General features: G+C 74.4%; 22 protein-coding genes. 7 read left to right on the forward strand and 15 right to left on the reverse strand.

Annotation, left to right across the window (positions count from 1 at the left end; translation table 11 throughout):
* Positions 1-2,400 (forward strand): ATP-binding protein (locus ABEA43_RS63430; protein WP_345579134.1); only part of this gene is annotated, 2,400 nt, incomplete at its 5' end.
* Here the strand turns inward: ABEA43_RS63430 and ABEA43_RS63435 are convergent.
* The 3 genes from ABEA43_RS63435 to ABEA43_RS63445 all read right to left on the reverse strand — a co-directional run bounded on the left by ABEA43_RS63435 (position 2,385) and on the right by ABEA43_RS63445 (position 6,222).
* Positions 2,385-4,304, reverse strand: coding sequence for an ATP-binding protein (locus ABEA43_RS63435; protein ID WP_345579136.1), 1,920 nt, complete (start codon positions 4,302-4,304; stop codon positions 2,385-2,387). The two genes, ABEA43_RS63430 and ABEA43_RS63435, sit on opposite strands and share 16 nt — an antisense overlap.
* A 98-nt stretch (positions 4,305-4,402) precedes the next feature.
* A complete protein-coding gene (locus ABEA43_RS63440) occupies positions 4,403-5,170 on the reverse strand; it encodes an HpcH/HpaI aldolase family protein (RefSeq protein WP_345579138.1) in 768 nt (255 codons plus the stop codon).
* 131 nt (positions 5,171-5,301) lie between these two features.
* On the reverse strand, positions 5,302-6,222 hold the full coding sequence (locus tag ABEA43_RS63445) for an aldo/keto reductase (protein WP_345579140.1): 921 nt from the start codon (positions 6,220-6,222) through the stop codon (positions 5,302-5,304).
* A 125-nt stretch (positions 6,223-6,347) separates the two neighbouring features.
* Here ABEA43_RS63445 and ABEA43_RS63450 point away from each other — a divergent pair, with 125 nt between their 5' ends.
* From ABEA43_RS63450 to ABEA43_RS63465, 4 genes are all read left to right on the forward strand, one after another.
* Positions 6,348-7,670 carry a four-carbon acid sugar kinase family protein gene (locus tag ABEA43_RS63450; protein WP_345579142.1) on the forward strand — a complete coding sequence of 441 codons (1,323 nt, stop codon included), beginning with the start codon at positions 6,348-6,350 and terminating at the stop codon, positions 7,668-7,670.
* 1 nt (position 7,671) lies between these two features.
* The gene (pdxA, locus tag ABEA43_RS63455) at positions 7,672-8,670 is read left to right on the forward strand and encodes a 4-hydroxythreonine-4-phosphate dehydrogenase PdxA (protein ID WP_345579144.1); all 999 of its coding nucleotides are present in this window, start codon (positions 7,672-7,674) and stop codon (positions 8,668-8,670) included.
* A gap of 16 nt (positions 8,671-8,686) precedes the next feature.
* Positions 8,687-9,451 carry a DeoR/GlpR family DNA-binding transcription regulator gene (locus ABEA43_RS63460; protein WP_345579146.1) on the forward strand — a complete coding sequence of 255 codons (765 nt, stop codon included), beginning with the start codon at positions 8,687-8,689 and terminating at the stop codon, positions 9,449-9,451.
* A 70-nt stretch (positions 9,452-9,521) separates the two neighbouring features.
* Complete coding sequence (locus ABEA43_RS63465) at positions 9,522-10,148, forward strand: TetR/AcrR family transcriptional regulator (RefSeq protein WP_345579148.1); 627 nt, start codon at positions 9,522-9,524, stop codon at positions 10,146-10,148.
* A 7-nt stretch (positions 10,149-10,155) separates the two neighbouring features.
* On the opposite strand, the gene ABEA43_RS63470 is transcribed toward ABEA43_RS63465, so the two are convergent.
* The 8 genes from ABEA43_RS63470 to paaA are packed head-to-tail and all read right to left on the reverse strand — an operon-like array spanning position 10,156 to position 16,789.
* A complete protein-coding gene (locus ABEA43_RS63470) occupies positions 10,156-10,998 on the reverse strand; it encodes a 3-hydroxyacyl-CoA dehydrogenase family protein (RefSeq protein ID WP_345579150.1) in 843 nt (280 codons plus the stop codon).
* A complete protein-coding gene (locus ABEA43_RS63475) occupies positions 10,995-11,735 on the reverse strand; it encodes an enoyl-CoA hydratase/isomerase family protein (RefSeq protein WP_345579152.1) in 741 nt (246 codons plus the stop codon). Before ABEA43_RS63475 ends, ABEA43_RS63470 begins: the two co-directional genes overlap by 4 nt.
* Entirely contained in the window at positions 11,732-12,910 is a 1,179-nt protein-coding gene (locus tag ABEA43_RS63480) for a thiolase family protein (protein ID WP_345579154.1), read from the reverse strand. Before ABEA43_RS63480 ends, ABEA43_RS63475 begins: the two co-directional genes overlap by 4 nt.
* A gap of 15 nt (positions 12,911-12,925) precedes the next feature.
* Positions 12,926-14,017 (reverse strand): 1,2-phenylacetyl-CoA epoxidase subunit PaaE, encoded by a 1,092-nt coding sequence (gene paaE / locus ABEA43_RS63485; RefSeq protein ID WP_345579156.1) that lies wholly within the window; start codon positions 14,015-14,017, stop codon positions 12,926-12,928.
* A gap of 1 nt (position 14,018) precedes the next feature.
* Complete coding sequence (gene paaD / locus ABEA43_RS63490) at positions 14,019-14,534, reverse strand: 1,2-phenylacetyl-CoA epoxidase subunit PaaD (protein WP_345579255.1); 516 nt, start codon at positions 14,532-14,534, stop codon at positions 14,019-14,021.
* 59 nt (positions 14,535-14,593) lie between these two features.
* On the reverse strand, positions 14,594-15,499 hold the full coding sequence (paaC, locus tag ABEA43_RS63495) for a 1,2-phenylacetyl-CoA epoxidase subunit PaaC (protein ID WP_345579158.1): 906 nt from the start codon (positions 15,497-15,499) through the stop codon (positions 14,594-14,596).
* 37 nt (positions 15,500-15,536) lie between these two features.
* The gene (gene paaB / locus ABEA43_RS63500; RefSeq protein ID WP_345579160.1) at positions 15,537-15,830 is read right to left on the reverse strand and encodes a 1,2-phenylacetyl-CoA epoxidase subunit PaaB; all 294 of its coding nucleotides are present in this window, start codon (positions 15,828-15,830) and stop codon (positions 15,537-15,539) included.
* Entirely contained in the window at positions 15,827-16,789 is a 963-nt protein-coding gene (gene paaA, locus ABEA43_RS63505) for a 1,2-phenylacetyl-CoA epoxidase subunit PaaA (RefSeq protein WP_345579162.1), read from the reverse strand. Before paaA ends, paaB begins: the two co-directional genes overlap by 4 nt.
* Positions 16,790-16,880: 91 nt before the next feature.
* On the opposite strand from paaA, the gene paaZ reads away from it, so the two are divergent.
* Both paaZ and ABEA43_RS63515 read left to right on the forward strand, forming a co-directional pair.
* Positions 16,881-18,917, forward strand: coding sequence for a phenylacetic acid degradation bifunctional protein PaaZ (gene paaZ / locus ABEA43_RS63510; RefSeq protein WP_345579164.1), 2,037 nt, complete (start codon positions 16,881-16,883; stop codon positions 18,915-18,917).
* 1 nt (position 18,918) lies between these two features.
* The gene (locus ABEA43_RS63515) at positions 18,919-19,698 is read left to right on the forward strand and encodes an enoyl-CoA hydratase/isomerase family protein (protein WP_345579166.1); all 780 of its coding nucleotides are present in this window, start codon (positions 18,919-18,921) and stop codon (positions 19,696-19,698) included.
* Here ABEA43_RS63515 and ABEA43_RS63520 read toward each other — a convergent pair.
* The 4 genes from ABEA43_RS63520 to ABEA43_RS63535 all read right to left on the reverse strand — a co-directional run bounded on the left by ABEA43_RS63520 (position 19,685) and on the right by ABEA43_RS63535 (position 24,526).
* The gene (locus ABEA43_RS63520; RefSeq protein ID WP_345579168.1) at positions 19,685-20,854 is read right to left on the reverse strand and encodes an amidohydrolase; all 1,170 of its coding nucleotides are present in this window, start codon (positions 20,852-20,854) and stop codon (positions 19,685-19,687) included. The genes ABEA43_RS63515 and ABEA43_RS63520 overlap by 14 nt on opposite strands.
* Complete coding sequence (locus ABEA43_RS63525) at positions 20,854-22,254, reverse strand: aldehyde dehydrogenase family protein (protein WP_345579170.1); 1,401 nt, start codon at positions 22,252-22,254, stop codon at positions 20,854-20,856. Before ABEA43_RS63525 ends, ABEA43_RS63520 begins: the two co-directional genes overlap by 1 nt.
* A gap of 8 nt (positions 22,255-22,262) precedes the next feature.
* Positions 22,263-23,822 (reverse strand): GMC family oxidoreductase, encoded by a 1,560-nt coding sequence (locus ABEA43_RS63530; RefSeq protein WP_345579172.1) that lies wholly within the window; start codon positions 23,820-23,822, stop codon positions 22,263-22,265.
* Between the two features lie 200 nt (positions 23,823-24,022).
* On the reverse strand, positions 24,023-24,526 hold the full coding sequence (locus ABEA43_RS63535; RefSeq protein ID WP_345579174.1) for an Lrp/AsnC family transcriptional regulator: 504 nt from the start codon (positions 24,524-24,526) through the stop codon (positions 24,023-24,025).
* Between the last annotated feature and the right edge of the window lie 42 nt (positions 24,527-24,568).

The raw sequence follows: 24,568 nt of genomic DNA on the forward strand, positions 1-24,568 counted from the left end.
CTGCGGCTGCTCCCCGGCGCGGCGCTGCTCGGCAGGTCCGCGGCCGTCGCCGACGCGGCGGCGGCGGCCGGCCTGCCGGCGTCCGAGGCGTGGGACCTGCTGCCGCCCGCCCAGGACGCCGGGCTGATCACGCTCGACGCGTCCGGCAGGCTGGAGTTCGGCCATGACCTGATACGGGAGGCGCTGCTCGACACCCTGCCCGTCACCGAACGCCTGAGCGTCCACGCCCGCATGGCCGACCTGCTGGAGCGGCGGCCGGCCGCCGACCCGGCGAGCCTGGCCGCGTACGCGCACGACGCGGCGGGCGCGGCGACCCCCGGCAAGCAGGACGCGGCCCGCGCGGTGGCGGCCTGCCGGGCGGCCGCGGCGGCGCTGCTGCGCGGCCTGTCCTACGAAAGGGCCGCCGACCTGCTGGAGACCGCCGTGTCGGTCAGGGCGCAGGCGCGGGTCCCGGGGCCGGTGGCGCCGCTGCTGGTGGAGCGGGCGGAGGCCGTGCTCCTGTGCGGGCGGCTGCGGGACGCGCGCACGATGTTCGACGAGGCCGCGGCGGTCGCCACTCGGGAAGGCGACGTGAACCGCCTGGCCAGGGCCGCGATCGGGCTGGGCGGGATCTGGGTGGACGAGCACCGTACCCGCATCGAGTGGGAGCGGGTGGCCGGCATCCAGCGTCGCGCCCTGGCCGCGCTGCCCGCGTCGGAGTCCTGCCTGCGCTCCCGGCTGACCGTGCGGCTGGCCGCCGAGGAGGTCTATCAAGGAGCGCCGGTCGAGCCGGTGCTCGCCGCGCTGGAGCAGGCCAGGCGCACCGGCGACGGCGAGGTCCTGGCCGAGGCGCTGTCGCTGTGCCACCACGCGCTGCTCACCCCCAGGTACGCCCGCGACCGCCTGCCCCTCGCCGAGGAGCTGATCAAGGTGGCGGCGGGGGCGGGCAAGGGCATGCTCGCCCTCATGGGGCTGTGCTGGCGAACCGTGGACCTGTTCCTGCTCGGCGACCCCCGGGCCGAACGCTCCCTGGCCGAGCTGCGCGACCGGGCCGAGTTCCTCACCTGCAAGACCATCGGCTACATCGTGGAGGCCATCGACGTCATGCTGCTGATCAGGGCGGGCCGGCTGGACGACGCCGAGGCCAGGGCCACGACCTGCTACCAGCTCGGCGAACAGGTCGGGGACGCCGACGCGCTCGGCTACCTGGGCGCGCACCTGGCGGTGATCCGGTGGGCGCAGGGCCGGGAGAGCGACGTGCTCGACATGGTCTCGGTCGTGGCGACCTCGCCGACGCTGGTGCCCGCCGAGTTCGCCTTCCGCGCCACCGTGGTCTGCTTCACCGCCGCCGCGGGCCGCCACGACGAGGCCCGTACGCTCCTGACCCGCCTCCTCGCCCCCGCCCCTCCCGCCGCCGGCCCGCCCGCGCCGTATCAGCCCGGGGCCGACCTGGCCGGGTTGCCCGAGTCGAGCACCTGGCTGGCCGGGATGGCGGCGCTCGCCGAGGCCGCGTACCTGCTCGGCGACGCGGACCTGGCCCGCAGGGTGTATCCGCTGCTGGAGCCGTACGCAGCCCTGCCCGTCATGGCCTCGCTCGCCACCGTGTGCCTCGGCTCGGTACGGCGGCCCCTCGGCCTGGCCGCCCTGGCCATGGGCGACCCGCGCCGCGCGGCCGGCCACCTGACCGGGGCCGTCGAGGCGACCCGCCTGCTCGGCAACCGCCCGGTCACCGTGCTGACCCAGGCCGACCTGGCCGAGGCGCTGATCGCCCTCGGTGAGCGCGAACGCGCGGCCGACCTGCTGCGGGACGCCGCGCTCGCGGCGAAGGAGCTGGACATGGGCCTGCGCGCCGAGCAGTGGACCGCCCGGCGGCTGGAGATCAGCCACCGCGAGGGCACCGTCCGCAAGGACGGGCGTACCTGGATCTTCACCCTCGGATCGCGCCGCGCCGCCGTCCCCGACATGGTCGGCGTCCGCCACCTGGTGACGCTGCTGCTCAACCCCGGCACGCCGATCTCCGCCCTGGAGCTCGCCACCGGCGAGGACGCCGCCTCCATGGCCCCGGCCGCGCGCCAGCCCCTGCTGGACGACCAGGCATTGACGGCCTACCGCGAGCATGCCCGCCGCCTCATGAACGAGATCGCCGAGGCGGACGCGGAGCCCGCCGAGCGCCTGCGCGCCCAGCTGGACCTCGTCATGGGGGAGCTGCGCGCCGCCACCGGCCGGGGCGGGCGGCGCAGGAGCTTCGCCGACCCGGGGGAGCGCGCCCGTACCGCCGTCAGGAAGGCCGTCAAGCGCGCGATCGACGAGATCACGGCGGCCGACCCCGAGATCGGCAGGTCCATCGCCGCCTCCGTGACCACCGGCACCCAGTGCCTCTACACGCCCGGCGACGTGACCTGGTCCTACCCTTCGCCCTGACGAGGCACCGCGCATCCCGGCCGGTTGAGGCGCCCGGACGGCGGGCCGCCCTGCGGGACGAGCAGGGCACGGCGGGCGCGATCCTGGTAGACGACGAGGGTGGGCGCCGGGATGGAGGAATGGAGCGCCTCGCGGATCAGGTCGCCGGCGAACTCGTACGCGCTGCCCGACACCACCAGCAACCCCCTGCCGAGCGCCCGTTCACAGTGCTCCGCCACCACCTGCGGCGGCAGCCCGAGCATCTCCCCGAGCAGCGGGGGATCGAACGCCGCCGCCCCCAGCACGCTGGCCGCCCGCAGCACCCGCCGGGCCTGGTCACCCAGCCCGCTCAGCCGGGCGAGCACGATGGCCCGCAGCGACGCCGGCACCCCGTGCCGGATCGCGCCCGGCTCGCCGAGCAGCGCCACCACGAGCTGCGGATGCCCCCGCGTCCGCCGGAACACCTCGTCGGCCAGCTCGCCCAGCCCGGCGCCGGCCGCCAGCTCCGCCACCGCGCCCGGCGGCAGCGGCCCCAGGCGCACCACCTCCGCCAGCCCGCGCAGCGCGTCGGTCACCGCCTCGTCGTCCGTGCGCACGGTCGCGACCACCAGCAGCCGGACCCCCGACGTCCGCCTGGCCAGATAGTGCACCAGCTCCACGGAGGCCGCCCCCGCCGCGTGCAGGTCCTCAAGGACCAGCAGCACGGGCTCCCGCTCGGCCAGCGCGCGCAGGAACGCGGTCACCGCCTCGTAGGCGTACCGGCGCTCCATGGGCTGTCCCTGCGACAGCGACTCCAGGGCCGGCGCCCACCCGCCCACCATGTCCCGCAGGAGCTGCCCGGCCAGGTGCGCGACGCGCGGGCGCAGCGCGTCCACGAACGGCTGCAGGAACAACGCCCGCTCGACCTCGTGACAGCGGGCCCGCAGCACGATCCCGCCCGTCGCCCCCGCCATCCGCTCCGCCTCCGTGGCCAGCCGCGACTTGCCGATGCCCGCCTCTCCGCAGATCAGCAGCACGCCGGTACGTCCCGCCGCGGCCTGCGCCCATGCCGCGGCGAGCCGGGCCACCTCGCTGGCCCGCCCCGCCGGCCCCCGCTCATAGGGCACCGCCACGGCGTCGGCGGCCGCGGCCTCCGGCGCGGGGGCGGGCTGCGGAGCGCGTACCGGCTCCTCGCGCAGGACCGCCAGGTGTACGGCCCGTGTCTCCGCCGCCGGATCGGTCCCCAGCTCCGCCGCGAGCCGGCGGCGCAGCCGCTCGTACGCCAGCAGCGCCTTGGCCGGCTCGCCCGCCGCCACGTGCGCCCGCATCAGCAGCCGGTAGGCCACCTCGTCGAACGGATCCGCGCTGACCGCCCCCTCGGCCGCCCGCCGCGCGCTCGCCGGATCGGCCGTGCGCAGCCCCGCCGTGGCCGCCGCGTGCCGCGCCCGCCGCACCAGGCCCGCCGCCTCCTCGCGGGCGGCCACCACCCATCCGGCGTCGTGCGGCTCGCCCTCCAGAACGGCCCCTTCGTGCAGCAGCTCCAGCGCCCGCCCGGCCGCGGCCCCGGCCAGCGCCGGCTCACCGGCCCCCAGGCATCCCTCCGCCTCGCCGGCCAGCGCGGCCGCCACGTCCAGATCGACCAGCACGCCGGGCGGCCCCCCGAGCCGATACCCGTGCCGCCCGCCGGTCACCACCCCTGGCCCGAGCGCCCCGCGCAACCTGCTGACCAGGGTCGCGACGTTCTCCGCCGGCCGTCTCGGCCCGCCGCCCGGCCACAGCGCCGCCACGACGCGGTCCGCGGCCACGGCCCGGCCGCGCTCGGCCGCGAGCAGTTTCAGCAACGTCCGTGCCTTGCCGCCGACCACCCCTCGCGGATACGGCACCCCGTCCCGCTCCACCGCGAAGGATCCGGCCAGCCGGATCAGCACATCATTCGGTACGGTCATGTTCCCCCCGGCGTGACAGCCCCCTGCCCTATTGGCGTGACACGCGCGTGCCACGGCCGTTCCACGGCGGCGGCACGAGATCTCGGGAGGTCAGAACGTCATGCGCCGCCCCGCGCGGCCTTCAGGTGGGCGGCCGCGGCCTGTTCGAGGTGGACGAGGTCGGAGGCCACGGTGGCGAACGTGTAGCCCTCGGCCAGCCGCCGGGCGGCCTGCTCGCCGGTGGGGTTGTGGATCCCGGCCGCGATCCCGGCGTCCCGCGCGGTCGTGCGGATCTTCTCCAGCGCGGCCTCGAACACGTCGGCGACCTCGGGATCGTTCGGGAACCTGCCGCCGACGGCCAGGCACAGGTCGGACGGGCCGACGTACACGCCGTCCAGACCGGGCGTGGCGCAGATGGCCTCGATGTCCGCCAGCCCCTCGGGGGTCTCGATCATGGCCAGGACCAGCACGCTCTCGTCCGCCTCCGCCGGGGTGGGGCCGATCCTGAGCATGGAGCGCATCGGCCCGTACGAGCGGCGTCCCTTGCCGGGGTAGCGGGCGGCCGACACGGCGCGGGCCGCGTCCTGCGCCGAGTCCACCAGCGGCACGATCACCCCGGCCGCGCCGAAGTCCAGGGCCCGGCCGATGACCGCGGGATCGGAGGACTCGACGCGCACGAGCCCGGCCGATCGGCCGCCCGCGTCGACGGCCATGAGGTTCGACAGCAGCCCGGCGGTGCCGATCAGCCCGTGCTGCCCGTCCAGCGCGACGTAGTCGTAGCCCAGCCTGGCCAGGCGCTCGGTGGCGACGGGGGCGTCGAGCACCACCCAGTAGCCGAGGCATTGTTCGCGGTCGCGGATCTTTCTGGCGAGCTCGGCTGCGGTCATGCCCTATCGATCTCCTCTGCGAACGTGCTCATCGGTTGTCTGCGGGCATCGGGCCGGCTCATCGGTTGTACGCCGGCATCGGCCGGTTGTCTGCCCGGCGATCGGCCGGTGTCTGCGGACATCGGGCCGTATCACCGGTTATATGCCGGCATCGGGCCGCGGAGCGGGTCGCCCACGGCGTCACAGGCGGCGGCCACGTCGGCGGGCAGCGGTCCGGCCGCCAGCGCCGCCAGGTTGGCGCGCAGTTGCCCGGGACCGGAGGCCCCGAGCAGCACGGAGCTCACCACCGGCTTGCCGAGCAGCCAGCGCAGCGACAGCTCGGCCAGCGGCACCCCGGCATCGAGGGCGACCGCGCCGAGCGCCTCCACCGCCTTGAACAGCTCCGCGTCCCAGTACCGCGCCCGATACATCGCCGCCACCCGCGAATCACCGAAGCGGCCCGTCTCGGGCGCCTGGTCGAAGCGATGCCTGCCGGTCAGCAGGCCGCCGCCGAGCGGGTTGTAGACCATCGTGCGCAGGCCGGCGCCGGCGGCGAACTCGGCGTACTCGTCCTCGATCCGCCTGGCCAGCAGGTTGTAGAGCTGCTGGGCGACCACGGGGCGCGGGCTCATCCCGGCGATCTGCCAGGCGGCGTAGTTGGACACGCCCAGGGCGCCGATCTTCCCCTCGGCGATCAGCTCTGCCACCGTGCCGAGGGTGTCCGCCAGGGGAGTGGCCCGGTCGGGCTGGTGCAGGTAGAACAGGTCCACGTGCTCGACCCGCAGCCGCCGCAGGCTGCCCTCCAGGCCGGCGCGCAGCCCGGCGGGGGACAGCGGCGCGTGCTCGCCGGCGTCGGGGTGCGGGATGCCCGCCTTGGTCGCCAGCACCACCCGGTCCCGCCGGCCGCGCAGCAGCTCGCCCAGGATCTCCTCGGCGGCGCCGCCCGCGTAGCCGTTGGCCGTGTCGACGCCGGTGACGCCCGCGTCCAGCGCCAGGTCGAGCATCCGCCCGGCGGTCTCCGCGTCGGCGGTGTCACCGAAGGTCATGGTGCCGAGCACCGGTTCCACGCTCATCGCGGGCCTCCTCTGGCCGCCGCCCGGCGGGTGTGCGTGCCGGATCTTCTGGGCAACTGTGGCATATTGCGCGCGTTCTGTGCAATTCTGACGGCGTGATTCACGCAGTTCGGGGAGGGGTGCGCATGGCTGGCGTGTTCGCCCTGGCGGACGACCTGTCCGGGGCGGCTGAGGTGGCGGCGGTGCTCATGTCGGCCGCGCGTCCTGCGCGAATCGCGCTGTCCGGGCCGCCGTACGCGTCCGGTCCCGTGGTGGTGGCCGATCTGGACGGCAGGCACCGTACGGAGGAACAGGCCGGGGACGCGGTACGGGCGGCGCTGCGGCACGCGGGCGACCGGCACGTCTTCCTCAAGATCGACTCCCTGCTCCGCGGCCACATCGCCGCATCGGCCGCCGCCACCCTGCAGCTCCCCTGCGACACGGCGCCCCCGGGCACGGCGGTCGCGGTCCAGCGCCCCTCTGCGGCGGAGCTTTCGGGCACCGCGGTCCAGCGTCTCTCTGAGGCGCGGTCCCCAGGCATGGTGGCGGTGCTCGCTCACGCGCTTCCGTCGGCCGGGCGGACGGTGGTCGGCGGCGTGCCCCTCATCCACGGTGTGCCGCTGCGCGAAACGCGCGCCTGGCAGGCCGAGTCCCGGCCCGCTCCCGCCTCCGTCATGGAGGCCCTGGGCGGGCTGCCCTCGGTGCTCGTTCCCCTGGCCACCGTCCGCGCGGGCTACGCGGACCTGGCCGCCGCGCTGTCCGCAGCCGCCGGGCGGGTCGCCGTGTGCGACGCGGAGACGGACGCCGACCTGGACGCCGTGGTGGCCGCCGCCCTGTCCGGCACGGGAACCGCGCGACCACGCCTCATCGGCGCCGGCGGCCTGGCCGCCGCCCTCGGCCGCGCCCTGAACAGCCCGGCACCCGCCCCGGCACCGGACGTCGCCGGCCCGGCGCCCGGCACCCCCTTGCTCGTCGTCGTCGGCACGGCGGAGCCCGACGCGGCCGACCAGGTCAAGCTGCTCATCGAACACGGCGCAGCGGCGATCGCCCTCACCCCGCAGGACCTCACCGCCCCAGCAGGACGGCAGCGAGCGGCACGACGCGTACGGGATGCGCTGCGAGCCGCCCCGCCCGCGGCCACCGTACTGACCATCGAGTGGCAAGGACCGGCACCACCCACCCTCACCCGCACCCTCGCCGGCATCGTGCGCCAGGCACTCGAAGGAACACCGGCCGACCTGGTCCTGACCGGCGGCGAGACCGCCAGGAGGGTCCTCGACGCGCTGGGCGTGCGCGAGCTGACCCCCGTCGCCCAGATCCACCACGGCGCGGTGCACAGCCGCACCCCGGAAGGCCGCTCGGTGGTCACCAGGCCGGGCAGCTTCGGCGGCCGCGACAGCCTCCTCCGGATAGCCGCCCACCTCAGACCACACGTCTCCCCAACAAGCGACACGTCCGCGAAAGGATGAAATGAGCACCCCTCTCATCGCCCTCACCATGGGGGACGGCTCCGGCGTGGGCCCGGAGGTCATCGTCGGCGCGCTGCTGGCCAAGGAGACCGCCGCGTTCTGCCGCCCGGTCGTCATCGGTGACGCCGGGCGGCTGCGGATGGCGGCCGGGTTCCTCGGCGTGCGGCCGGCGGTGGTCACCGTGAACGCCGTCGGGGAGGCCGTGTTCGAGCCGGGCCGGATCAACGTCATCGACCCCGGCCTGCTCCCCGCCGACCTGCCCTGGGGCGAGGTGTCGCCGGTCGCGGGGCACGCGGCCCACGAGTACGTGCGGCTGGCCGGTGAACTGGCGATGGCCGGCGACGTACGGGCGATCTGCACGGCCCCGCTGAACAAGGCGGCCCTGCACGCCGCCGGCCACGTCTACCCGGGCCACACCGAGCTCCTCGCCCACCTCACCGGGACGGAGGAGGTGTCGATGATGCTGTCCACCGCCAAGGTCAAGGTCATCCACGTCACCACCCACATCGGCCTGATCGACGCGGTCGCCCGCATCGAGCCGGGCCTGGTCGAGCGGACCATCCGCCGGGGCGAGGCGGCCCTGCGCGGCTCCGGCGTCGAACGCCCCAAGATCGGTGTCTGCGGCATCAACCCGCACGCGGGGGAGAACGGCCTGTTCGGGTACGGCGAGGAGGAGGTGAAGATCGTCCCCGCGGTCGAACGCCTGCGTGCGGAGGGCATGGACGTGCACGGGCCGCTGCCCGCCGACACCGCCTTCTTCCTCGCGGGCCGGGGCGACTATGACCTGATCGTGGCCATGTACCACGACCAGGGCCACGGCCCGGTCAAGATCCTCGGCTTGGAGGCGGGCGTCAACATCACCGTCGGCCTGCCCGTGATCAGGACCTCGGTCGATCACGGGACCGCGTTCGACATCGCGGGGAAGGGCGTCGCCGACGCCGGTAGCATGATCGAAGCCCTCCGCCAGGCGGCCGAGCTGTCGTCCGCGCAGGGGTTGTGACGGAAAGGGACCATCGATGGGCCGGGCAGCACAGGTTCGCCGCGACGAGATCGTCCGCCTCGCCACGACCACCGGCCTGGCGAGCGTCGAGGAGCTGTCGGCCCAGCTCGGCGTGACGGCTTCCACGATCCGCCGCGACCTCGCCCACCTCAAGGCCGAAGGGCTGCTGGCCCGCACGTACGGCGGGGCCATGGCCGTGGTCACCCACCCGGAGGCGTCGCTGCGGCAGCGCATCGGGGAGGCGTTCGAGGCCAAGCGCGCCATCGCGGCCTGGGCGGCGGCTCAGATCCGCCCCGGCGAGACCGTCCTGCTCGACTCGGGCTCGACCACCGGTGCCCTGGCCCACGAGCTCCGGCACTCCGTGGACCTGACCGTGGCCACCACCGGCCTGAACGCGCTGCAGGAGCTGGCCGGCGCGACGGGCGTACACGTGGAGTGCCTGGGCGGGACCCTCCGCCACGTGTCACAGGGCTTCGTCGGCCCCCTGGCGGAGGCGGCGCTCAGCCGGATGACGTTCGACCGCGTCTTCCTGGGCGCCGACGGCGTGACGGCGGAAGACGGCATCTGCGAGGCCAGCCTGCAGCAGACCCGCTTCAAGGAGCTGATGATGCGGCGCGCCCGCCACGTCTACCTCCTGGTGCACGCCGCGAAGCTGGGCCGCCGCCCGTTCCACGCCTGGGCCCGCATGCCCGACACCTGGACCCTGGTCACCGACTCGTCCGCCACCCCCGAGTCCCTGAAGCCCTTCGCCGCGCAGGGCGTGGAGACCGTCGTCGTGTGACCCCTGACGCAGGTCACCATGGGCGAACACGGACGCCTGACCGCCTGATCTGCCATGAGATGCTGCATTCGTGACCACCGAGCCCACCGGATCCGCCCCGCGCCGTGGCCGTGGCCGTCCCGGCTACGACCAGGCGGCCATCCTGCGCGCCGCCGTGGAGCTGTTCAACCGCAAGGGGTACGACGCCACCAGCATGGGAGACCTGGCCAAGGAGCTCGGGCTGACGAAACCGGCCATCTACCACCACGTCACGAGCAAGGAACAACTGCTCAGCCAGGCCCTGGACGACGCGCTCGACGAGCTGACCGCCGCCGTGACGGAGGCCACCGGCGACCGGGCGGGCCAGACCGCCTACGAGCGGCTGCGTGAGGTGGTGCGGCGCAGCGTGGAGGTGCTGGTGGCGCACCAGCCCGCCGTGACGCTGCTGCTGCGGGTGCGCGGCAACAGCGGGGTCGAGCTGGCCGCGCTCGAACGGCGCCGCTGGCTCGACGACCGCCTCGCCGAGCTGGTCGCCGACGCGGTCGCCGAGGGCGCGCTGCGTGACACCGTGCCGCCGGCGCTGGTGAGCCGGCTGCTGTTCGGCATGGTGAACTCGCTGGTCGAGTGGTACTACCCGGGCGGCGCGTACGACCCGGCGATGCTCGCCGACGCGATCACCGTCATCGCCTTCGACGGACTGGCCAAGCACGCGGCCTGAGCGGCATTCACCAGGTGTAGAAGCCCTGGCCCGCCTTGCGCCCGAGGTGACCGGCGGCGACGAGGTCCCGCAGGATCCGCGGCGGCTCGAACCGCGGCCCCAGCTCGCGGGCCAGGTGCTCGGCGATCGCCAGCCGCACGTCGAGCCCCACCACGTCGGTGGTGCGCAGCGGCCCCATCGGATGGCGGTAGCCGAGGGTCATGGCCGTGTCGATGTCGGCCGCGCTCGCGACGCCCTCCTCCAGCATGCGCATCGCCTCCAGGGCCAGGCAGACGCCCAGGCGGCTGCTGGCGAAGCCGGGCGAGTCGGCGACGGTGATCGGCGTCTTGCCCAGCGCGGCCACCCATTCCTGGGCCCGGGTCACGAGCTCCGGGTCGGTACGGGGGCCGGTGACGATCTCGACGAGCGCGCTCACCGGGACGGGGTTGAAGAAGTGCAGCCCGAGGAAACGGCCGGGGGCGGCCAGCACGTCGGCGAGGCCGTCGATCGACAGGCTGCTGGTGTTCGTGGCGAGCACCGCGCCCGCCGCCCGCCGCTCGACCAGGGCGAGCACCTCGGCCTTGAGCGCCGCGTTCTCCGGTACGGCCTCGACGACCAGCTCACAGCCGGCCAGATCGCCCGCGTCGGTCGTCGTGCGCAGGCGGGCGAGCGCGTCTTCGAGGGGGACGCCGAGCTTGCCCTTCTCGCGGGCCTTGGCCAGGCCGTCGCCGATCCGGACGCGGGCCGCCTCCGCCGTCTCGGGGCCGTTCTCCACGACGGTCACGTGGCTGCCGGAGGCGAGGAACGTGTGCGCGATCCCGGCCCCCATCCGCCCGCCGCCGAAGACGCCCACCGTCTGGGGCAGGGTCATGAGCGTGGCTCCTTCCGCCGGTTCAGGAACTCCGTCATCCGGGTCTGCTTCTCCTCGGTCTCGAACAGGACGGCCTGCGCGACGTCGTCCACGAACGGGTGCGCGGCCCTGGGCGCGTGGAAGACGGCCTTGGTCAGCCGGGTCGCCAGCGGCGCCCGCGCCGTGATGCGGTCGGCGAGCCGATGGCCGGCGGCCAGGAGGTCGCCGGGCTCCACGACCTCGTTGAGCAGCCGCACGGCCAGCGCCTCGTCGGCCGCCAGCACCCGGCCCGCGAGCAAAATCTCCTTGGCCAGCGGCTCGCCGACCAGCTCCGCGAGCCGCCAGGCCGCCCCGGCCGCCGCCAGGATGCCGAGCCCGGTCTCCGGATTGCCGAGCCGGGCCTGCGGCGTGCCGATGCGGAAGTCACAGGCGTAGGCGAGCTCGGCGCCGCCGCCGAGAGCGGGCCCGTCCACGAGGGCCAGGGTGGGCATCGGCAGCCGGTGGATCCGATCGAAGATCTTGGAGTTGATGCCGCGCAGCGCGTCCGTCCGGTCCCGTTCGCGCAGCTGGGCGATGTCCGCCCCGGCCGCGAACGTGCGCCCCTCGCCGATGAGGAGGACGACGCGCGGCTCCTCCTCGACGGCGGCGCACGCCTCGTGCAGCGCCGCGACCATCTCCCGGTCGATCGCGTTGCGGACCTCGGGACGGTTGAGCCGCCACACCACCCGGTCCCGCTCCTCCTCGACGATCAGCGTCATGACCGCTCCACCAGCAGCGCGGTGCCCTGCCCGACGCCCACGCACATGGTGGCCAGCCCGCGCCGGCCGCCGCCGCGTTCGAGCCGGCCGAGCAGGGTGACGAGGATGCGGGCCCCGGACGCGCCCAGCGGATGGCCGAGCGCGATGGCGCCGCCGTCGGCGTTGACGCGGTCGAGGTCGAGCCCCAGGTCGCGGACGCAGGCCAGGGACTGCGAGGCGAACGCCTCGTTCAGCTCCACGGCGTCGAGGTCGCCGGCGGACCAGCCGGCGCGGTCGAGCGCCTTGCGGGTGGCCGGGACCGGGCCGATCCCCATGATCTCCGGCGGCACCCCGGCGTTCGCCGCCGCCACCAGCCGGGCGCGCGGCGTCAGGCCAGAACGCTGGAGGAACCGCTCGCTCACCACCACCACGGCCGCCGCGCCGTCGTTGAGCGAGCTGGAGTTCCCGGCGGTGACGACCCCGTCGGGGCCGTTGACCGGCCGCAGCCGGGCCAGCCGCGCCAGGCTCGTGTCCGGGCGCGGGCCCTCGTCGGTGTCCACCACGCCGTCACCGACCGGCACCGCGACGATCTCGCCGGCGAACCGGCCGTTCTTGATCGCGGCGACCGCCCGCTCGTGGGAGCGCAGCGCGAACGCGTCGAGCTCGTCGCGGGTCAGGCTCCAGCGCGCCGCCACCGTCTCGGCGGTCTGCGGCATGGACGCGGTCGTCGCGGTGCCGAAGCGCGGGTTGGTGAAGCGCCAGCCGATCGAGGTGTCGAAGGACGCGCCCGGCTTGGCGAACGCCTTGGCCGGCTTCTCGGTGACCCACGGCGCCCGGGTCATCGACTCCACACCGCCCGCGACGACCACGTCGGCGTCGCCCGCCGCGATCATGGCGCGCGCGGTCGCGACCGCCGTGAGACCCGAGGCGCACAGCCGGTTGACGGTGAAGCCGGGCACCGTGTCGGGCAGGCCCGCCAGCAGCGCGGCCATCCGGGCGACGTCGCGGTTGTCCTCGCCGGCCTGGTTGGCCGCGCCGAGCACCACCTCGTCCACGAGGGCGGGGTCGATCCCGGCGCGGGAGACGGCCTCGCCCACGACGAGGGCGGCGAGGTCGTCGGGGCGGACGTGGGCGAGCGCGCCGCCATAGCGGCCTATCGGCGTCCGGACACCGGAGACGACGAAGGCTTCGGTCACGATAACTCCTAGGGTTCAGGCGTCGAAGTCGACGGTGACGTTCTCGCTGGCCGGGAATGTCTGACAGGTCAGGACGAACCCGGCGGCCACCTCCGACGGTTCGAGGGCGTAGTTGCGCCGCATGTCCACCTCGCCGTCGCGGACGACGGCCCGGCAGGTGCCGCAGACGCCGCCCTTGCAGGCGAACGGGAGGTCGGCCCGGGTCGACTGGGCGCCGTCGAGGATCGTCGTCTCCCGCGAGACGGCCGAGGTGGCCCGCCGGCCGTCGAGCACCGTCGTCAGCTCGGTGGTCGCGCCGGTCAGGGCCGCGTCTTCCCTGCGCGGCGCGGGCGGGGGCGCGTCCACGTAGAACAGCTCCACGTGCACGTTGCGGGCGGGGACGCCGAGGCCGGTGAGCACCTGGCGCGCCTCCTCCACCATGGCCAGCGGCCCGCAGAGCCAGACGTGATCGAACGTCTCGACCGGCACCAGGTCGGTCAGCAGGCGGCGCAGCCGGTCGCCGTCGAGCCGGCCGGAGAACAGCTCGACGTCGCGCGGCTCCCGCGACAGCACGTGCACCATCTGGAGCCGGGGGCCGTAGCGGTTCTTCAGGTCGCCGAGCTCCTCCGCGAACATCACGGTGCGGCTGGTGCGGTTGCCGTACAGGAGCGAGACCTGGGCGTCCGGATGGGTCAGCACCGTCGAGACGACCGACAACATCGGGGTGATGCCCGAGCCGGCGGCGACGCACAGGTGCCGCTCGCCCCGCGCCGGGTCGGCCCGCCACGAGCCGGACGGCGTGCGGACCTCGATCCGCGTGCCCGGCCGCACCTCGCGCAGCAGCCAGGACGAGAACAGCCCGCCCGGGATCTCCCGCACCCCGATGCGCGGCGCGGCCCCGGCCGGCGCGCAGATCGAGTACGACCGCCGGTGCTCCCGCCCGTCCACCACGCGGCGCAGGGTCAGCGACTGCCCCGCCCGGAAGGCGTACGCCTCGCGCAGCTCGTCGGGCACGGCGAAGGTGATCGCGGCGGCGTCCTCGCACAGGTGGTCGACCGCCGCCACGGTCAGCGCGTGAAAGGCGGCGGACGTCCGGGCCGGCGCGGGTCCGGGCGCGAACGTGGTCATCTCATATCTCCTTGACATGCTCGAAAGGCTCAAGGCAGTCGGTGCAGGTGTAGAGGGCCTTGCAGGCCGTGGCGCCGAACTCGGAGATCAGCCGGGTGGCCGCCGAGCCGCAGCGCGGGCAGGCGAGCGCGCGCCGCACGGGCCCGAGCGTGAGCACCACCGGCCCGGCCGCGCGGCGCGCCGGGCCCGGCGCCGACAGCCCGGCCTCGTGCAGGGCGCTCCGGCCCCGCTCGGAGATCCAGTCGCTGGACCAGGGCGGGTCGAGCACGACGCGCACCTCGACGCGCGGGAAGCCGGCGTCGTTCAGCCGGTGCACGAGGTCGTCGCGCATGGTCGCCATCGCCGGGCAGCCGGTGTAGGTCGGGGTGATCGAGGCGACGACGATCTCGCCGCCGTCCGGCTTCCGCTCGACGTCCACGGCGCGCAGCACGCCGAGGTCGGCGAGGGTGAGCATCGGCATCTCCGGGTCGCGCACCTGCGCGGCGACCTCGGAAGCGCGTTCGCGGGCGTTCACCAGCGCCCCGGAAGCGCGTTCCCGGGCGCTCACCAGCGCCCCGGAAGCGCGTTCCCGGGCGCTCACCAGCGCCCGCTCGGGTGCGCTCGGGCGACCACCTGCATCTCGGCGAGCAGCGGCCCGAAGTCCTCGGTGTGCGTGCCGTGCCGGCCACCGCCGGGCAGCGGCGCGACGTCCGGACGGGCGACGCCGCTCACGGCGAGCACTTGGTCGAGGACCGCGTCCACCTCGTCGCGCGCGGTGGCGGGATCGACGCCGACGCCGGCCCGCGCGAGCGACAGCTCGACCGGGTGCCCGGCGAACAGCTCGGCCTGGAACGGCCACAGCCCTTCGAGGGCCGCGAGGAGCCGGCGGCGCGACTCCTCGGTGCCCTGGGCGAGGGTGAGGAACCAGCGGCCCGCCCAGTCACGGTGGTAGGTGAGCTCCTTGACGCTCTTGGCGGCCACGGCGGCCAGGACGGAGTCGGTGCTCGCGCGCAGCCGTTCCAGCACCGCGAGCCGGGCCGTGGCGAACAGCAGCAGGCGGACCACCACGTGCGCGAAGTCGCCGTTCGGAACCTCGGCCAGGCGCACGTTGCGGAACCCGCCGGCGTCGCGGAAGAAGGCCAGCGCGTCCTCCGGCGGGACCGGCGAGCCCTCGGGGAGGGCCGGCGGCACGCCGGGGTCGGCGGCGGCCGCCCGCGCCAGCAGCAGGCGCGCCTGCCCGAGCAGGTCGAGCGCGACGTTGGCCAGCGCGATGTCCTCTTCGAGGTCGGGCGCGCGGCTGCACCACTCCGTCAGGCGCTGCGACATGATCAGCGCGTCGTCCCCGAGCATGAGGCAGTACGCGGCGAGCTCGGCGTGGTCGACGCCGCCGGGCACCGTCGTGTCGACGCCGGCCAGCGGGTCCTCGAAGTCGGTGCCGAAGGCCCACTGCGCGGAATCACCGCCGATCAGGCCGTCGAAGATGCTGCCGTGGTCGTCGCTCACGGTGGTCCGCCTTCCTGTGGTGTGGTGTCGCATCGGGTCACATGTGCGGGACGTCGTCGGGGATGTCGTAGAACGTCGGGTGCCGGTAGACCTTGTCGCCGTTCGGCGCGAACAGCGGATCCTTCTCGTCGGGACTGGAGGCCGTGATGGCGTCGGCCCGTACGACCCAGATGCTCACGCCCTCGTTGCGCCGCGTGTAGACGTCGCGCGCGTTCCGCAGCGCCATCGTGTCGTCGGGGGCGTGCAGGGATCCGACGTGCACGTGGTTGAGCCCGCGCTTGCTGCGGACGAACACCTCGTACAGCGGCCATTCCCGCCGGTCGGCGCTCATCGGGCGCCCGCCTTCGCGGACCGGTCGGCGAACGCCGTCGCGGCCTCGCGCACCCAGGCGCCGTCCTCGTGGGCGGTCCGGCGGTGGCTGATGCGCTGGGCGTTGCACGGCCCGTCGCCGCGCACGACGGCGGCGAACTCGTCCCAGTCGGGCGAGCCGAAGTCGTGGTGGCCGCGCTCGTCGTTCCAGCGCAGCTCCGGGTCGGGCAGCGTCACGCCGAGCGCCTTGGCCTGCGGGACCGACATGTCCACGAACTTCTGGCGCAGCTCGTCGTTGGAGTTGCGCTTGACGCCCCAGGCCATCGACCGCTCGCTGTTGGTGGACTCGGCGTCCGGCGGGCCGAACATCATCAGCGCCGGCCACCAGAACCGGTCGACCGACTCCTGGACCATGGCGCGCTGGGCGTCGGTGCCCCGCATCATCGTCATGAGCAGCTCGTACCCCTGCCGCTGGTGGAAGGACTCCTCCTTGCAGATGCGGATCATGGCCCGGCCGTAGGGGCCGTAGGAGGTGCGGCACAGGGGCACCTGGTTGCAGATCGCGGCGCCGTCCACGAGCCAGCCGATCGTGCCGACGTCGGCGTAGGACGGCGTCGGATAGTTGAAGATCGACGAGTATTTCTGCCGGCCGGCGAGCAGCAGCTCGGTCAGCTCCGTCCGGGAGACGCCCAGGGTCTCGCACGCCGAGTAGAGGTAGAGGCCGTGGCCGGCCTCGTCCTGCACCTTGGCCAGCAGGATCGCCTTGCGGCGCAGGGACGGCGCGCGGCCGATCCACTCGCCCTCCGGCTGCATGCCGATGATCTCGGAGTGCGCGTGCTGGGCGATCTGGCGTACCAGCGTCTTGCGGTAGGCGTCAGGCATCCAGTCGCGCGGCTCGATCCGGTCGTGGCGGGCGATGGTCGCGTCGAACGCGGCCAGCAGCCGCTCCGCCGCGTCCGGCTCCACCGGAGTCGTCGTCATCTCTCCTCCGACACCTCTGTCTTATTTACTTATCGCTCGGTCAGTAATACGGTGACATGAGTCGGGGCATCCGCGCAAGAGAGGAGACAGCGTGAGTACGCTGCTGGAGAGCTACGCCGCCGGACGATGGTTCCGGGCGGCGGACGACGGAGCGCCCTTGCTCGACGCCGCCACCGGCGACGAGGTCGCGCGCATCTCGAGCCGGGGGCTGGACGTCGCCGCCATGGTGCGGCACGCGCGCGAAACCGGCGGTCCCGCGCTGCGGTCCCTGACCTTCCACGAGCGGGCCGCCCTGCTCAAGGCGCTGGCCAAGCACCTGTCGGCGGCCAAGGACGAGCTCTACGCGCTGTCGTTGCGCACCGGCGCCACCGAGCGCGACACCTGGGTCGACGTGGACGGCGGCTTCGGCACCCTGTTCAGCTACGCGAGCAAGGGCGTGCGTGAGCTGCCGAACGACACGATCGTCCTCGACGGCGGCCTCGAACGCCTGGGCAAGGGCGGCACCTTCGCCGGTCAGCACCTCTACACCTCCCGGCCGGGCGTCGCGGTGCAGATCAACGCCTTCAACTTCCCCGTCTGGGGCATGCTGGAGAAGCTCGCGCCGGCCTTCCTGGCCGGGCTGCCGACGATCGTCAAGCCCGGGAGCCAGACGGCCTACCTCACCGAGCTCGTCGTCCGGCGCATCATCGAGTCGGGCATCCTGCCGGAAGGAACGCTCCAGCTCATCGCCGGCAGCGCGGGCAACCTGCTCGACGAGCTGACCGTGCACGACTCCGTGGCCTTCACCGGCTCCGCACACACCGCCGGCATCCTGCGCCGCCACCCGAACGTGCTCGACGGCGGCGTCGTGCTGGGCGTCGAGGCCGACTCGCTCAACTGCTCCATCCTCGGCCCCGACGTGCGGCCGGACGACCCCGAGTTCGATCTGTTCATCAAGGGCGTCGTCGCCGAGATGACGAGCAAGGCCGGGCAGAAGTGCACTGCAATCCGCCGGGTGCTGGTGCCGGAGAACCTGGCCGACCAGGTGGCCGAGGCCCTGGCCGCCCGCCTGGCGAAGGTCACCGTCGGTGACCCGCGCAACCCCGATGTGCGGATGGGCCCGCTGGCCGGCCTCGGCCAGCGCGACGAGGTGCGCAAGGCCGTCGAGGCGCTGCGGGCGAGCGCCGAGGTCGTCTTCGGCGACCCCGGGGGCGCGGCCCTGCTCGACGGCGACGCCGAGCGCGGCGCCTTCATGACCCCGCTCGTGCTGCGCGCCCGCCCCGGCGCCACCGAGCCGCACGACGTCGAGCCGTTCGGCCCCGTCAGCACCGTGCTCACCTACGACGGCGTCGAGTCGGCGCTCGCGCTGGCCGCCCGCGGCAAGGGCAGCCTCGTCGCCTCCGTCGTCACCCACGACCCGCAGGTCGCGCGCTCGGTGGTGCTCGGGCTGGCACCGTGGCACGGCCGGGTCCTCGTCCTCGACCGGGACGACGCCAAGGAGTCCACCGGGCACGGCTCGCCGCTGCCCGTCCTCGTGCACGGCGGCCCCGGCCGGGCCGGCGGCGGCGAGGAGCTCGGCGGTGTGCGGGCGGTGCTGCACCACATGCAGCGCACCGCCGTCCAGGCGTCGCCCGACCAGCTCACCGCGATCACCGGCCGCTGGACGACCGGCGCCGCCCGCGCCGCGTCCGGCGTGCACCCCTTCCGCAAGTCGCTGGCCGAGCTGCGGATCGGCGACACGATCGCCTCTGAGAAGCGGACGGTGTCGCTCGCCGACATCGACCACTTCGCCGAGTTCACCGGCGACACCTTCTACGCGCACACCGACCCCGAGGCGGCCGCGCGCAACCCGCTGTTCGGCGGCATCGTCGCCCACGGCTACCTCGTCGTGTCCCTCGCCGCCGGCCTCTTCGTCGATCCGGCGCCCGGCCCGGTCCTGGCCAACTTCGGCGTGGACGCCCTGCGTTTCCTCACCCCGGTCAAGGCCGGCGACACCATCGACGTGACGCTCACCGTCAAGCAGATCACGCCGCGAAGCAACGCGGATTACGGCGAGGTGCGCTGGGACGCCGTGGTGGCCAACCAGGAAGGGCAGCCGGTCGCCACCTACGACGTGCTGACCCTGGTGGCGAAGACCTGGGAGGACTGACGTGCTCAGCGTCGAACGGGACGGCGCGGTGGCCGTCCTCACCCTCGATCGCCCCGACCGGCGCAACGCGCTCGACGCCGGGCTCAAGACGGCGCTGCGCCACGCGCTGGCGGCCGCCGCCGACGACGACGGCGTCCGCGCGGTGCTGCTGACCGGCGCGGGCAAGGCGTTCTGCGTCGGCCAGGACCTCGCCGAGCACGCGGCCGGGCTGCGCGCCGACCCCGGCCACGCGTTCGACACCGTGGAGGCGGACTACGCGCCGATCATCCGGCTGGTGACCACGATGGCCAAGCCGGTCGTGGCCGCCGTCAACGGCGCGTGCGTCGGTGCCGGGCTGGCTCTCGCGCTCGCCTGCGACCTGCGGGTGCTCGCCGAGGAGGCGGTGTTCGCCACGGCGTTCACCGCGATCGGGCTCACCTGCGACTCCGGGCTGTCGGCGACGCTCACCCGGGCGGTCGGCGAGGCCAGGGCCAAGGAGCTCGTGCTGCTCGGCCGGTCGTTCACCGCCGAGCAGGCGGTCGCGTGGGGGATCGCCGGCCGCGTCGTTCCCGGCGCGGACGTCGGCAAGGCCGGCCTGGAGCTGGCGGCCCGGCTCGCGGCGGGGCCGACCGCCGCCTTCGCCGAGTCCAAGCGGCTCATCTCCGAGTCGTGGGGCCGCGACCTCGGGACGGTGCTCACGGACGAGGCCCGCGCACAGGAACGCCTCGGCCGGACCGGCGATCACGCCGGAGCGGTCGAGGCGTTCCTCGGCAAGCGCGAGCCCGTCTTCAGCGGGCACTGACCTCCTGGGCCTGCTGGACCGCCAGGTCGATGGCGGTCCAGGCCATGGCGGTGGCGCCGTCCAGGACCGCCCGATCGGCGGCCGGGGTGGCGCACGCCGCGGTGAACTCCGGCTGGTGGTTGGCCGCCGGCAGGCAGTCCAGCCCGAGCATCGGGTGGATGCTGCGGACGACATGCGAGACGTTGCCCATGTCGGTGGCCGCGCCGGGCGGGCCGCCGCCGGGCAGGTCAGGGAAGACGCGCCCGAGCGCCTCGGCGTTGGCCCGGTACAGGCCCAGCAGGACCGGGTCGGGCCGCATGTCGGCGTAGTCGAGGCCGATCGGGGTGAGCGTCAGGTCGCAGCCGGTGGCCAGCGCCCCGGCCTCGAAACAGCGCCGCACCCGGGACTTCAGGCCGGCCAGGCCCTCGAACGCCGGCGACCGCACGATCCACCGGCCGGAGCTGGCGTCGGGGATCACGTTCGCCGCGCTGCCGGCCTCGGTGACGATGCCGGCGATCCGGTCGCCCGCGCCCGTCTGCTGCCGCAGCAGCCCGATCGCCACCTGCGCGACGGTCATCGCGTCGGCGGCGTTGACGCCCAGCTCCGGGTAGGCGCCGGCGTGGGCCGGCTTGCCCCGGTAGGAGACCTCGAACTGGGTGACGGCCGCCCCAGGCATCGCCGCCATCTCGACGGCGGCCGGATGGACCATCATCGCCGCGTCGATGCCCTCGAACGCGCCCCGTTCCAGCATGCGGATCTTGCCGCCGCCGCCCTCCTCGGCCGGGGTGCCGAGCACGGTCACCGTCAGCCCGAGGTCGTCGGCCAGGCCGGCCAGCGCCGCCCCGGCGCCGACCGCGGCGGCGGCGATGACGTTGTGCCCGCAGGCGTGGCCGATGTCGGGCAGGGCGTCGTACTCGGCGCAGATCCCGATGTGCAGCGGGCCCGTGCCCACCGTCGCGCGGACGGCGGTGGGCAGGTCGTAGCAGCCGTGCCGGACGTCGAAGCCGGCGGCGCCGAGCGCGTCCGCCACCCACGCGCTCGCCCGCGTCTCCTCGAAGGCCAGCTCGGGGTGGGCGTGGATGCGGTGCGACAGGTCCACCAGGCGCTCGCTCCAGTCGCCGACGACGTCCGCGGCCCGGCGCTTGGCGCCTTCCTGCGTCTCTTTTACGCCCGTCATCAGGCCGTCGGAGCGAGGTGGACGGATGTGGGGCGGGTGGCGGCGTCGTAGGCCGCGCGGGCGCCGGTGGCCCCCATGCCGCTGTCGCCGGCCGGCTCGTAGAGCCGCTCGGGGCCGCCGCCCTGCCACTGGTTCACCCACACCACGCCGGCGGGGATGCGCCGCGCCGCCACCACGTGCTCCGGGTCGCCGGTGTAGACGGTGGCGGCCAGGCCGTAGCGCGTGGCGGCCGCCCGCTCCAGCCCCTCCTCGAAGGAGGCGACGACGGCGACGGGGGCGAGGGGGCCGAAGGTCTCCTCGGTCATGACGAGCATGGACTCGTCCACGCCGGTCAGCACGGTGGCGGGGTAGAAGAACCCCTTGCCCTCGGGTACGACGCCGCCGGTGCGGACGGTCGCGCCGCGTTCGACCGCGTCGGTGACGTGCCGGACGACGATGTCCCGCTGCCGCCGGTCCACCAGCGGCCCCAGGACGTCGCCGGTGGTGTAGCCCGCGGCGGCCGTCACCAGGGCGTCGATGAAGGCGTCGGCGACGTCGCGGTGCACGTAGATCCGCTCCATGGAGGTGCAGATCTGGCCCGAGTTGGCGAACGCTCCGAACGCCACGGCGGCGGCGGTCGCGACGGGGTCGACGCCCGCGTCCACGATCACCGGGTCCTTACCGCCGAGCTCGAGGATCGCGCGGTGCAGCAGGCCGCCGCTCTCCGCGCCGACCCGGCGGCCGGCCTCGATCGAGCCGGTGAAGTGCACCAGCCCGATCCCCTCCGCGGCGACCAGCGGCGCTCCGGCGCGCGAGTCGCCCAGCACCAGGTTGACCACGCCGTCCGGCAGGTCCATGAGCTCCAGCAGCCGCACCGCCGACATGGGGGAGCGCTCCGAGGGCTTGATCACGACGGTGTTGCCGGCGGCCAGCAGCGGGCCGATCGCCCCCAGCGTCATGGGAATGGGGAAGTTCCACGGCACGATGACCGCCGCCACGCCGACGGGGCTGCGCACGATCGTGGTGCCGCCGCCGTCCGTGCCCGCGATGGTCTCCTCGAACGGGTAGTCCAGGGCCTCGGCCGCGGCGCCCTTGAGCCCCATCGCCGCGCCGCCGATGAAGGCGCTGCCGAGGGCGACGGGCTTGCCCATCTCGGCGCACTCGACCTCCGCCAGCTCCTCGGCGTGCGCGGCGATCGTGTCCGCCCAGCGGCCGATCAGGTCCACGCGCTCGGCGACCGGCAGCGCGGCCCAGGCCGGAGCGGCCTTCGCGGCCGCGTCCACGGCCAGGCGGACGTCCTCCGCCGAGCCGCTGGGGCAGCGGGCGACGACCTCCTCGGTCGCCGGGTTGATCACCTCGTGGAAGGCGTCGCCCCGGGAGTCCGTCCAGATGCCGCCGATCAGGTTCTGCAGGGTCTTCACAGTGCTCCTTAGAGGCGGTCGGCCATGAGCTCGCCGACCATGATCGAGGCCAGGTTGGTGTTGGCGCGGGGGACGGACGGGAAGATCGACGCGTCGACCACCCGCAGCCCCTCCACCCCGAGGACGCGGCACGACGGGTCGACCACGGTGGCGGCGTCGCCGGGCGCGCCCATCCGGCAGGTGCTGGTGCCGTGCTGGGCGTCCATGGCGGTGGTGAGGAGGTAGTCGTCGAGCCGGGCGTCGTCGTCGAGGACGGCGAACAGGCGGCTGTTGCGGGCCTCGACGCTGCCCTCGACGATCTCCGCGGCCTCGGGGGAGCGGGCCAGCCCGACCAGCGCCCGTACGCCGTCGCGCAACCGCGCCAGGTCGCGGGCGTCCGACAGCATGCGCTCCCTGACCTCGGGCTGGGCCTGCGGATCCGCGGACGTCAGCGTCAGCACGCCGCGCGAGAAGTTCTGGTTCAGCCACACGCCGAACCCGCCCGCCGGCAGGCTCGTGTCGGCGGACTCCATGGCCAGCACGTTCTGGTTCAGCGAGACGAACATCATGTCGTACGGCAGGGCGCCGGGGCCGCTGGTGTAGCGGACGCAGACGTTGGTGTGGCGGTCGTCGGGCGTCTTGATGGCGGCCTCGGCGGTCAGCGGCAGCTCGACGACGATCATGGGGTGGTCCTGCATGCCGACGCCGACAGGCAGGTCCCGGCGTACGGTGATGCCCAGGCGACTCAGGTCGGCGGCCGGGCCGATGCCCGACCGCAGCAGGATCGCCGGAGAGTGGATCACTCCGGCGCTGAGCACGATCTCGTCGGCGTACTCGGTCACCGCCGCGCCGTCCTGGATCACCCGGACGCCGGCCGCCCGGTCACCGGCGAAGACGAGCCGGTCGACCAGGGCGTCACCGCGGATGGTGAGGCCGGCCAGGGACCGGGCCGGTTCGAGGTAGCCGTCGTTGACCGTGACCCGGCGGCCGGCGCGCGAGTTGATCGGGTAGGGGGACACGCCGTACGCCTGGGGCGCGTTCACGTCCGGGGCCCACGGGTGCCCGGCGGCCAGCGCGGCGGCGGCCAGCCCGGCGTCTCCGCCGCCCCACTGCTCCCGCGGCGCCCGGTAGATCGGGGTCGGCCCGCCGCGCCCGTGGTAGGGCTCGTCGCCGAACTGCTCGTCGTCCTCCAGCCTGGCGAAGTAGGGCAGCACGTCGGCGGCCGACCAGCCGGCGCAGCCGGCCGCGGCCCAGTCGTCGAAGTCCTCCATCGGCGGGCGGATGGCGATCTGCCCGTTGATCGCCGAGCTGCCGCCCACGCCGCGTCCCCGCCAGTAGGGGGCCTGCGGCTGCTTGTCGGTACGGGAGGAGGTGACGCCCATCCAGACCAGGCCGTCGACGGCGGTGGGGTCGAGCAGCGCGCGGCCCGGGTTCGGCGAGCGCCACGCCTCGTGCATCGCGGCCGAGCGGTAGTCGGGCCCGGCCTCCAGCAGCAGGACGCGCTTGCCGCGCTCGGCGGACCGGGCGGCCAGTGCCGCGCCGGCGGAACCGGCTCCCACGACGATGATGTCCCAGCCCGTGTCTGTCACGGAGAACCTCCTGCGATTCGGCTCAGGGGAGCGCGGCACCGGATCCGTCCGGAGCGCGTGTTAGCCGGTAGACTGCCGCTTAGACGAAAGTTCAGTCAATAGTGAACATTCAAATTTTTTTGAGAGTTTAGGGGCCGATGGTGTCCAGCGCCCTCGGCGCGAGCTGCTGAGCCTGGCCGAGAACGCGGCGCGCCGACCGGTCAGGTGGCCCGCCACTCCGCGCCCGGGCCGCGGGCCTCCTCGAACACCAGCCACGTGCGGGTGGCGCGCACGCCGGGGATGTCCTGGACGCGCTCCAGCACCACGTGCCGCAGCGTCGCGTTGTCCGGCGTCCTGACCAGCACCAGCACGTCGTAGTCGCCGCCGACCATGGCGAAGTGCTCCACGTAGGGGGTCTCCCGCAGCCGGGCCGACACAGCGCGCCAGGAGTTCTGCTCGATGGTGACCGACACGTACGCGCTGGTGCCCAGACCCGCCTTGCGCGGTGCCACCTCGGCCCGGAATCCGGTGATCACCCCGTCGTCCGTCAACCGGGTGAGGCGGGCGTAGGCGTTGGCGCGCGAGATGTGCACGCGCTCGGCCAGCGACCGCACCGACATCCGGCCGTCACGCACCAGCTCGGCGATGATCGCGCGGTCCACTTCGTCGAGCTGTCCGGCCGAACGTCCCGGCCAGCCCCCCTCAGTGCCCTCTCCGGCAGACATTTGGCCCTCCTTAAGCCTTAGTACAGCCATTTGTCGCCTATC

It is taken from the genome of Nonomuraea rosea, from assembly GCF_039539705.1.
Taxonomy (GTDB): Bacteria; Actinomycetota; Actinomycetes; order Streptosporangiales; family Streptosporangiaceae; genus Nonomuraea; species Nonomuraea rosea.